Origin of the sequence: Bacillus sp. L_1B0_5 (genome assembly GCF_000836715.1) — a bacterium.
Classification (GTDB): domain Bacteria; phylum Bacillota; class Bacilli; order Bacillales; family Bacillaceae_G; genus Bacillus_A; species Bacillus_A thuringiensis_S.
Map to the genome: position 1 here is coordinate 65,903 of NZ_JXIS01000087.1, position 10,555 is coordinate 76,457.

Here is a 10,555-nt window from a genome sequence, read left to right on the forward strand (position 1 = left end):
TCATTCAAAGGGGGATTCCTTATAGTTGTTCTTTTAATTTTTTTAATGCTTCTGCAGCAGCTTGTTGCTCTGCTTCTTTTTTCGACTTACCACTACCAAGACCTAAAGCTACGTTATTTAACGTAACACGTGACACAAATTCTCGATTGTGAGCTGGTCCTTTTTCTTGCAAAATTTGATACTCAACATTACCACTACCATCACGCTGAATCAATTCTTGTAACTGACTCTTATAATCCATCACATGAGAAAAAGCACCTTCATTAATTTTCGGATATACAATTTCTTTTAAGAATTCCCAAACTGTTTCTAGCCCTTGATCAAGATAAAGGGCACCAATAAACGCTTCAAAGACATCCGCTAATAAAGCTGGTCGTTCACGTCCACCTGTCATTTCTTCACCTTTTCCTAATAAAACTAGGCTACCAAATGACAATTCGTTCGCAAAACGAACAAGAGATGGCTCACATACAATAGCTGCACGTAGTTTTGTTAACTCTCCTTCGCTCATTGTCGGATATTTTTGAAACAGATACTGCGATACAGTTAGTTCCAATACTGCATCTCCAAGGAATTCAAGACGCTCATTATCTTCATGCGGTTTTTTTCGATGCTCATTCACATACGATGAATGCGTAAATGCTTGAATCAATAATTTTTCATCAGTAAACGTAATACCTATCTTTTCTTGAAATACTTTAAATGCTTCACGATATTTTGTTTCGTATTTTTTTTCTCTATGTTTTCGGTACGGCATAGGTCCCTCCAGATATAAGCCGAGAAGCCCCGCTAAAAAACGGGACTTCACTTAAGCATTATAGATGACTCTCTATGTAAGTCACAGCATCGCCAACAGTAGCAATCTTTTCAGCATCTTCATCAGAAATTTCCATTTCGAATTCATCTTCCAATTGCATTACAAGTTCTACTACATCTAGGGAGTCTGCGCCTAAATCTTCTTTAAAGCTCGCAGCTGGTACTACTTCAGTTTCTTCTACACCTAAACGATCAACGATGATTTTTGTTACACGCTCTAAAACATCTGCCATTCCATTCACCTCCCCTCAAATATTATATTAAATATTGTCCAAAAAAACTAGTTGAAATCGATTCTTTTATTACATTACCATTCCGCCATCAACATTTAGCGTTTGTCCTGTAATATATTTGCTTTGATCAGAAGCGAAAAATGTTACCGTATTTGCGATATCTTGTGCTTCACCAAACTGAGCTGCAGGAATTAACTTTAACATTTCAGCTTTTATATTTTCATCTAATACATCCGTCATATCAGTCGCAATAAACCCTGGAGCAATTGCATTCACTGTAATATTTCGGCTCGCTAATTCTTTCGCTGATGTTTTTGTTAATCCAATTACACCAGCTTTAGCAGCTACATAATTCGCTTGTCCTGGGTTTCCTGTTACTCCGACAACAGAAGCGATATTAACAATACGTCCATGACGTTGACGCATCATATAACGAGATACTGCCTTCGTACATAAGAATACACCTTTTAAGTTTGTATTAATAACTGTATCCCATTCTTCTTCTTTCATACGCATTAATAAATTATCTTTTGTTACACCAGCATTATTTACAAGAATATCAACTTGTCCAAATGTATCTACTGTTTGTTTCACCATATTTGTAACATCATCAGCATTTGCAACGTCTGCTCTTACTGCAATTGCATCCGAACCTAATTTCTTAATTTCATCAACTACTTCATTTGCCTTTTGTTCATTACCAGCATAATTTACTACTACATTTGCCCCTTGTTTCGCTAAATCGATCGCAATCGCGCGACCAATTCCACGTGAAGCGCCAGTTACTAATGCTACCTTCCCTTTTAACATCAGTTTTCTCCTCTCAAATTTGAAATGGTATCTTTTAATGTCTCTTCATCGTATATCGCATATGCTTTCACTGATGAATCAATTGACTTCATAAGTCCAGCAAGTACTTTTCCAGGTCCAATTTCAATAAATGTATCTACTCCCTGCTTCACCATACATTCAATAGACGGGTACCATAATACAGGCGAATAAAGCTGTTCGATTAACTTTTCTTGAATGTCTGCACCACTTGTAATAACATCCGCCGTAACATTTGCAATAACAGGAATATTCGTGTCATGAATTGTAATTTCATTTAAAACACTTTGGAACTTCTCAGCTGCCGGCTTCATAAGTGACGAATGGAATGGCCCACTTACTTTTAGTGGAATTGCTCTCTTTGCACCATTTTCTTTCGCTCTTTGAGAAGCAATCTCTACTCCTTGCTTCGTTCCAGAAATCACAAGTTGCTTCGTACTATTCATATTAGCGATTTGCACTGCATATCCTTCACTTGTTACTTCTTCTGTAACTTGTTTCAGCATATGTGGATCAGCACCTAATATAGCCGCCATTGCACCTTCCCCGCCTGGAACAGCTTCTTCCATATATTCCCCGCGTTTCCTTACAGCATATACAGCATCTTCAAAAGTTAATGCACCAGCCGCTACAAGAGCGCTATATTCACCTAAACTATGACCAGCGACAAAGTCAGGTGTAATGTCATACTCTTTTAAAGCTGTCAAAACAGCAAAACTCGTTGTTAATAATGCAGGCTGCGCATTTGTTGTTAATGTAAGCTTTTCCTGCGGCCCTTCAAAAATCACTTCCGAAAGTGAATCTTGCAACACCTCATCTGCTTTTGCAAACACTTTTGCAACCTCTTTATTATTCTCTGCTAATTGTTTACCCATTCCAACTGCCTGTGAACCTTGGCCCGGAAAAAGAAATGCTATTTTTCCCATTTCAAATCCTCCTCTTATTGGAGTGGCTCTTTCTCCATTACGTTTGAAATCGTAGGAATTACTTCTTTCGCTACCATTTCTCTCGTTTGACGAATCGCACTAAATATCGACTGGTCATTAGAAGAACCGTGAGCCTTAATGACAGGTGCTTTCAATCCAAATAATGCAGCTCCCCCATACTCCGAATAATCCATTTTATCTTTTAATACCATAAGTTTTGGCTTTAATACTGCCGCTGCTAATTTACTCGTAAACGAACTCATTAGTTGTTCTTTCAACATAGAGAATAGCGCAAGTGCTGTTCCCTCTAATGATTTCAACGCTACATTCCCTGTAAAACCATCACATACAACAACATCTGCTACACCTTGCAATAAATCTCTTGATTCAACGTTCCCAACGAAATTAATTGGCGCATCCTTAAGCATTGCAAATACTTGCTTTGAAAGCTCGTTTCCTTTTCCATCCTCTGTTCCAACGTTTAATAGTCCAACGCGAGGATTTTCAATTCCTCTTACCTTCTCAGCGTAAACAGATCCCATTACTGCATATTGATATAAATGAATTGGTTTTGCATCAACATTTGCTCCAACATCTAACATAACAAAACCTTTTCCATCAACAGTTGGCATTGTAGGTGATAAAGCTGGTCGTTCAATTCCTTCCATACGACCGACAACAAATAATCCAGCTGCCATTAAAGCTCCTGTACTACCTGCGGATATACAAGCGTCTGCTTCTCCATCCTTTACTTGCTGTGCCGCAAGTACCATTGAAGCTTGTTTTTTTCGACGAACCGCTCTTACTGGTTCCTCCGTCGATTCTATTTTTTCGTCTGTATGAAGAATAGTAATTCGTTCATCACTCGTTAAGTATTGACGAATTTCCTCTTCTTTCCCTACTAACGTAATATGTAAATCAGAATATTCCTTAATAGCTTTCATTGCCCCTAATACTACAGCCTTTGGAGCGTGATCTCCACCCATTGCATCTATTGCGATTTTCATAAGTTGTTACCTTCCTCACTATAATTACTAGATCGATACATTTCAAAAGTGCCTGTAAAAACAAGTTCTTCTCCAACGAAGCTACGCACTTTGACAACCGTCCGTCCCTTATCATTCTCTACATCTTCAACGCGCGCTTTTGCAACAACACGCTCTCCTAATTTTACAGGGCGAATGTAGCGAATGGTAGACTTTGCAGTTAAAGCTAATTCTTCATCAATAACCGCAACAGCTAGTGAGTTTGCTTGCGCAAACAGATGATGCCCACGGGCAATTTGATTTCTTTTAAATACATGTTCTACCTTCACTTCAAAGATAGAGATTGCATGTCTATCTAATTCAATGTCAATAATTTCTCCAACAACCTCTTCTAGCGGTAAAGATTTTACATCTTCTTCATGTTGCTTTGTAGCTACATGTTTAATTCTCTCTCTTAATTCAGGAATAGACAATTCCATACGATCAAGTCGTACTGTTTGTATACTCACTTGAAATTTTTCCGCTAAATCTTCATCTGTAATAAAAGGATTTGATTCGATTGTTTGTTGTAATAACTCTTGTCTTTCTTTTTTACTTCTTCTTTTTTTCATACCGCACCATCCATTTTTATGACTAGGTACTAACAGTAGTATATAATCATTAAAAGTAGAATGCAACAAAAATTTTTGTTGACTCCCTTTAATCGAGCTTCTCTCCTTGGAACACACCTGTCCCATCAAGATACGTACGCAAGGCAGCGTACTGATCATTGTGCCAAAACGCTTCTGAATCTACTAGTATCGCCGCATCTTGCCTTGCTGTTTCTAACGCTCGATAATCGTGTACCATGTCAGCAACCTTAAATTCTGGTAAGCCACTTTGCTTACTCCCAAAGAAATCTCCAGGACCTCGTAATTCTAAATCTTTTTCTGACAATACAAATCCATCATTTGTTTCAGTCATTATGCGCATTCTTTCTTTTCCTGTTTCCGATTTAGGGTCTGCTATTAATAAACAATATGATTGTTCACTACCACGCCCGACACGTCCTCTAAGCTGATGAAGCTGCGATAAACCGAAACGTTCTGCATCATAAATAACCATCACAGTCGCATTCGGTACGTTCACACCCACCTCAACAACTGTTGTCGATACAAGAATTTGCACTTTATTTTCACTAAACTGTCCCATTATCTCTTCTTTTTCCTGAGACGATAATCTCCCATGCATCAATCCAACTTGGCATTTCCCTTGGTAATGATGCGTCAACATACTATGTAAGTCGATAGCATTTTGCACATCAAGTTTCTCAGATTCTTCAATTAGAGGACAAATAACGTATGCCTGTCTTCCTTTTTTTATTTCCTTCTCAACAAAACCGAGGACGCGATCTAACATATCATGCTTTGCCCAGTATGTTTCAATCACCTTTCTACCTGCTGGCATCTCATCGATTATCGAAACATCCATCTCTCCAAACGCAGTAATTGCTAGCGTACGCGGAATTGGTGTCGCTGTCATAAATAATACATCTGGACTTTCACCTTTCTCCCGTAAAACTCGGCGCTGCGCTACACCAAATCGATGCTGTTCATCTGTAATAACGAGACCCAACCTATGAAATATAACTTCATCTTGAATTAAAGCGTGCGTTCCAACAAGAATATCTATTTCTCCTTGTTCTAACTTCGCTAAAATTTCTCGGCGTCTCGCACCTTTAACAGAACTTGTTAGCAGTTCCACTTTCATACCAAAATGCGAAAACGTTTCAGCAAGCGATTGATAATGTTGCTCAGCTAAAATTTCTGTAGGAACCATTAAAGCACCTTGATAATGAGCTAATTTCGATGCATAAAGGCCAATCGCAGCAACAACTGTTTTCCCAGAACCAACGTCACCTTGTAATAGTCGGTTCATCCGATAAGGGGATGTCATATCTTTTAAAATTTCATCTACAACTCGGCGCTGCGCACCCGTTAACGGAAACGGCAGTGCATCGATAAATTCTTGTAATTCTACTGACGAAATCTCTTTCTTCGTCCCTTTTGAATTTTCCCTCTCCATTTTCCTCAGCGTTTGCATTTTCAGCTGAAATAAGAAAAATTCCTCATATACAAAACGGCGACGCGCTTGCTTTAAATCCTCCTGTCCTACCGGAAAATGCAAGGCCCTAAGTGCTTCATATCTTGGTAATAATTTATATCGACCTAACAAACCATCCGGTAACACTTCGACTATAGAATCTCCATATTCCTTTAACGCTTGAGCAATAAAACGACGCATCTGTTTTACTGTAAGTTTCCCCTTTACTGAGTAAACAGGCTCCACTTCTTGTTGACGTACAACTGGCCCAAAATGAAGTTCTGATACAGCAATTGTTTGACGATGTTGATCCCATTTACCAGTAATCGTTACCGTTTCATCTAACGTTAATTTTTGCTTATAGTAAGGCCTATTAAAACATACCGCCGTAATTAAATAACGACCGACGAGAACACGAACTGTTAGACGCGATTTCTTCTTACCATAATATTGCAGCAAAGGAGCACTATGAACCTTCCCTTCAACCGTTACACGTTCATCATGCTTTACTTCAGCAAGATCTTTCATTGCATAATCTTCATAACGGTACGGAAAATGTTCTAATAGATGCGAAACTGTATAAATCCCCATCTCATGTAGTAATTCAGATGTTTCTCCTCCGATCCCCTTTACATCCGTAACAGGAACTTGTACAACATCATTCAAGATTCTCACACCCCGTCACATTATTTTCTTTATTGCATTCTATTTGAGTATCAATTAGCATCTGTAATCGCTCTCTTTCACCTTATATATTCTATCATAGGCATTCTAAGAGAAACTACTCAAATCCCTTATATAAAACAAGTAAAAAAGAGCCTCACTATTAGCAGCAAGGCTCTTTTCTCTCTTCAATATGCTAGCCTTTTGAATAAAAACTAGTAATAAACTTCATATTACTACTTCTTATCCATTAGCAAGTAAGTAATCCATTTATTTTCAAAACGAATCTTATCTTATTCTACAGAGAAGATGAAAGAATACACTGGTTGGTTTCCAGCATGCACTTCTACTTCTGCATCTTCAAATTTCTCTTCTACAAATTCAACTAACTCCGCTACTTCTTCGTCAGTTGCATCTTCACCTTGTAGAATCGTTACGATTTCAGAATCTTCATCAATAAGCGCTTCTAGTAATTGCTTCGCAGCTCCTACTTTTTCAGCATTTGTAGATACAATTTTCCCATCTGCAATACACATGAAGTCATCTTTTTGAATTGCTACACCATCAATTTCCGTATCACGTACAGCATACGTAATTTGACCTGTTTTCACATGAGATAAAGCTTCTTGCATGTTTTCTTCATTCTCTTCTAACGTTCCAACTGGGTTAAATGCTAACATTGCTGCCATACCTTGAGGAACTGTTTTCGAACGAACAACAATAACTTCTTGATCTACAACTGATGCCGCTTGTTCTGCTGCCATTACAATATTTCCGTTATTCGGTAAAATAATGATTTTTTCAGCATTTGCTTCTTCAATTGCCTTCACGATATCCTCCGTACTTGGATTCATCGTTTGACCACCTTCGATAACTTTCGTTGCACCGATGCTCTCAAATAAAGTTTTAATACCAGACCCCATTGCCACAGTTACGATACCATATGGTTGTTTTTCTTTCGATTGAGCTGGCTGTTCAGGAACCATAGCAGGTTCATCTAATAAAGCAGTATGCTGTTCACGCATATTTTCTACTTTAATCTTAATTAAACTACCGTATTTTTGCCCGTAGTTCATAGCGTCTCCAGGATGTTCTGCGTGGATATGAACTTTTACAATTTCATCATCAGACACAACTAGTAGAGAATCACCATATACACTAATATCTTCACGGAATTTTTGTTCAGAGAAATTATGCTCTTTCACCTTTTCAGCCTCTAATTTCACCATGAACTCCGTACAATATCCATACTTAATATCTTCTGTACTCAATTGGCTTTGTACACTACGGTGATGTTCTGCGCGTACCATCTCATTCATAGATGTTTGCGTCGGTGCATCAGAAGAAATCGTTTCTCCTTTTAAGTCAGCTAAAAATCCTTCGTATACCACTACAAGACCTTTACCACCGCTATCTACAACGCCAACTTGTTTTAATACAGGTAATAAATCTGGCGTACGATTTAACGATGCGTTTGCTTCTTTCACAACGTCTTCCATAAACAAAACAAAGTCGCGCTGTTTTTTCGCAACTGTCACTGCATATTTACCCGTTTCTCTTGCAACCGTTAAAATCGTTCCTTCAATCGGTTTCATAACCGCTTTATAAGCCGCCTCTACTCCAGCTTCTAGTGCTGCAGCAAAATCAACTGTTGTTAACTCTTCTTTTTGTTCAATGGATTTAGAAAAACCACGGAACAACTGAGATAGAATAACTCCAGAGTTACCACGAGCTCCCATTAATAATCCTTTGGCTAAACTTACGCCGACTTTACCAGCATGCTGTGAAGGATTTGCTTTCACTTCACGCGCACCTGAAGTCATAGATAAGTTCATGTTTGTACCGGTATCGCCATCTGGAACTGGAAATACGTTTAATGCATCAACAAGCTGAACATTATTTGTTAAATTATTCGCTCCTTGCATGATCATTTGTGATAAACGTTTTCCATCAATTTTTTGAATTGACACAGATTTTCCTCCTTAATGCACATTACAAGTTTATTACTTTAACTCCTTGTACGTAGATGTTTACAGAATCTACTGCTAGTCCTACAGTTTGATCTAATGTATATTTCACTTTCGTCTGCACATTATGTGCCACTTCTGAAATTTTCGTACCATAGCTCACAATAATATACATATCAATATGTACTTCATCTTCATCTTTACGAACAATAACACCTCTAGTGAAGTTTTCTTTTCGTAAAATGTCTGTTAATCCATCTTTTAACTGATTTTTTGATGCCATACCTACGATACCGTAGCAATCTACCGCGGCACCTCCAGCAATTGTTGCAATTACATCTGTACTAATATCAATTTGACCGTACTTCGTTTTAATTTCAATTGACATCTCGTTTCCCCCTTCATAAATGGTGAAAGTGAGCTAGACTACTTTAGTTACTATCATATAATCTTTTTAAAGAAAATTCCATCGTTCTTTCTTTTCACTCTCATATTTTATGTTTTAAATTACACTTTTTTATGATGAGCAAAATAGTCCATTGTTATTATACAACATGTACCACTATAATATGTCAAGCAATTTTTATGGATTTCAACTTTTCTTCATTGACATATAGTGTCAAGTAAATTTTCTTGATTTCTTTTTTCTACGGTGTTGCATTCTCTTTTTAGTTGTGTTAAATTATAGTAGTGTTTTTAGCATCGCATAAAAGACTAACATTGAAAAATTACGTATGGTAAGGTATCAAGGGAGGGAAATATAAATGGCTCGTGTTTGTGCTATTACTGGAAGAAAAGCTCGTTCTGGTAACTCTCGTTCTCACGCAATGAACGCTACAAAACGTAAGTGGGGCGCTAACCTTCAAAAAGTTCGCGTACGCATCGACGGAAAAGTTCAACGTGTTTACGTTTCTGCTAGAGCATTAAAATCTGGCAAAATCGAACGTGTTTAATAATAAAAAAAAGAGCCGATAGGCTCTTTTTTTACTATAACAATGGAAAAAGCACCGGTGATAGGTGCTTTTTTTAATCTTTTTTGAAGGTATTTAACATTGCACGAACAATTCCACCAAGAAATTTAGGTAACTTAATTGTATAAAATCTCATGGTTTCCCTCCTAATCCCCATTACTCCACTTGGTCACTATATGATGTAAGGAGCAAAATTGTTTCTTCAATCAGTGCTTCTTATCAACATTAATATGCCAGAAGTAAATGAAAAAGTACCTTTTTCCTCAACGAGTTCGTTACTAATACAAAGCGTTGATCCCCACTCTATTGTTTTATTAGTAAGAGGGTACTTAAAACCAAACAATGTAATCCCTTCCACTATTTCAGTAACTGGTACAAAAGATACATAAGGAAAATTTTTATTTTCTTCAATTATATGTGTACCCACTTTTTTAACTGTTATTTCATTTTTATTGTCCACAATACACATTTCTATCTCTACTTCTAACCCTTTTAAAAGCATTTGTATATTTGCCAAACCGTGATCAAGCCTTCCACCGGTAGCACCAAAAATACGAATTAGTGCCGGCTTCTGTCCTAATGCCCAGTTGATTGCAATTTCTAAATCCGTTTGATCTTTTTCCCGCGGAACAATATGTAATTCGTTCGTTTGCTGTCCCATCCATACTAATTCTTCTTCAGTAACTGAATCGTAATCTCCAAACGCAACAGCCGGGGTAATCCCTTTCTTTAATAGACGGTATACTCCCCTATCAACCGCTGCCCACACTACTTCCTCATTCTCATATCGAGCAAAATCTGCGCAATATTCCAAAGGTCCTCCTGCCAAAATATGAATAATCATTTTTTCTTCCCCTTCCATTGTAAAAAGGCAATCTGCCATTCGGTAGATTGCCTTTTTACATATTTTTACCCTATCCTATAAATACCTTACTAGGATAAAGTGAAACTTTAATCAGTGGGGGTTTTGTTCATCCCCACTGATTATTAGTTGAACCAATCGGGCTTTTACGGGCAGTTGATCCCCCACCTAACTTCTTTGCTTTCGCTGAATTTTGAGGTGGGGGTCTTACTGCCCATTAA

At 37.7% G+C, this 10,555-nt stretch carries 12 protein-coding genes; 1 reads left to right on the forward strand and 11 read right to left on the reverse strand.

The genetic code is table 11. From position 1 onward, the window contains the following. Positions 1-19: 19 nt before the first annotated feature. The 9 genes from rncS to RT27_RS24600 all read right to left on the reverse strand — a co-directional run bounded on the left by rncS (position 20) and on the right by RT27_RS24600 (position 8,889). A complete protein-coding gene (rncS, locus tag RT27_RS24560; RefSeq protein ID WP_016080522.1) occupies positions 20-757 on the reverse strand; it encodes a ribonuclease III in 738 nt (245 codons plus the stop codon). Positions 758-815: 58 nt separating this feature from the next. Next, on the reverse strand, positions 816-1,049 hold the full coding sequence (gene acpP / locus RT27_RS24565) for an acyl carrier protein (protein ID WP_000786062.1): 234 nt from the start codon (positions 1,047-1,049) through the stop codon (positions 816-818). Positions 1,050-1,118: 69 nt separating this feature from the next. Further along, positions 1,119-1,859 carry a 3-oxoacyl-[acyl-carrier-protein] reductase gene (gene fabG / locus RT27_RS24570; protein WP_016080521.1) on the reverse strand — a complete coding sequence of 247 codons (741 nt, stop codon included), beginning with the start codon at positions 1,857-1,859 and terminating at the stop codon, positions 1,119-1,121. After that, entirely contained in the window at positions 1,859-2,803 is a 945-nt protein-coding gene (fabD, locus tag RT27_RS24575; RefSeq protein WP_043937877.1) for an ACP S-malonyltransferase, read from the reverse strand. Before fabD ends, fabG begins: the two co-directional genes overlap by 1 nt. Positions 2,804-2,817: 14 nt before the next feature. Next, entirely contained in the window at positions 2,818-3,810 is a 993-nt protein-coding gene (gene plsX / locus RT27_RS24580) for a phosphate acyltransferase PlsX (protein ID WP_016080519.1), read from the reverse strand. Beyond that, complete coding sequence (gene fapR / locus RT27_RS24585; RefSeq protein ID WP_000747349.1) at positions 3,807-4,400, reverse strand: transcription factor FapR; 594 nt, start codon at positions 4,398-4,400, stop codon at positions 3,807-3,809. Before fapR ends, plsX begins: the two co-directional genes overlap by 4 nt. Before the next feature lie 88 nt (positions 4,401-4,488). Further along, positions 4,489-6,537, reverse strand: a complete 2,049-nt coding sequence (gene recG, locus RT27_RS24590) for an ATP-dependent DNA helicase RecG (RefSeq protein ID WP_029443119.1) — start codon at positions 6,535-6,537, stop codon at positions 4,489-4,491. Between the two features lie 290 nt (positions 6,538-6,827). Continuing rightward, complete coding sequence (locus RT27_RS24595; RefSeq protein ID WP_000027131.1) at positions 6,828-8,504, reverse strand: DAK2 domain-containing protein; 1,677 nt, start codon at positions 8,502-8,504, stop codon at positions 6,828-6,830. A 22-nt stretch (positions 8,505-8,526) separates the two neighbouring features. Further along, a complete protein-coding gene (locus RT27_RS24600) occupies positions 8,527-8,889 on the reverse strand; it encodes an Asp23/Gls24 family envelope stress response protein (RefSeq protein WP_000021109.1) in 363 nt (120 codons plus the stop codon). Between the two features lie 376 nt (positions 8,890-9,265). Between RT27_RS24600 and rpmB the strand changes: the two genes are divergently transcribed. Then, positions 9,266-9,454, forward strand: a complete 189-nt coding sequence (gene rpmB / locus RT27_RS24605; RefSeq protein ID WP_000124776.1) for a 50S ribosomal protein L28 — start codon at positions 9,266-9,268, stop codon at positions 9,452-9,454. Positions 9,455-9,527: 73 nt separating this feature from the next. Here the strand turns inward: rpmB and spoVM are convergent, their stop codons facing one another. After that, positions 9,528-9,608 (reverse strand): stage V sporulation protein SpoVM, encoded by an 81-nt coding sequence (gene spoVM / locus RT27_RS24610; protein WP_001213599.1) that lies wholly within the window; start codon positions 9,606-9,608, stop codon positions 9,528-9,530. Between the two features lie 66 nt (positions 9,609-9,674). After that, on the reverse strand, positions 9,675-10,355 hold the full coding sequence (locus RT27_RS24615; RefSeq protein WP_016080517.1) for a thiamine diphosphokinase: 681 nt from the start codon (positions 10,353-10,355) through the stop codon (positions 9,675-9,677). Positions 10,356-10,555 lie beyond the last annotated feature (200 nt).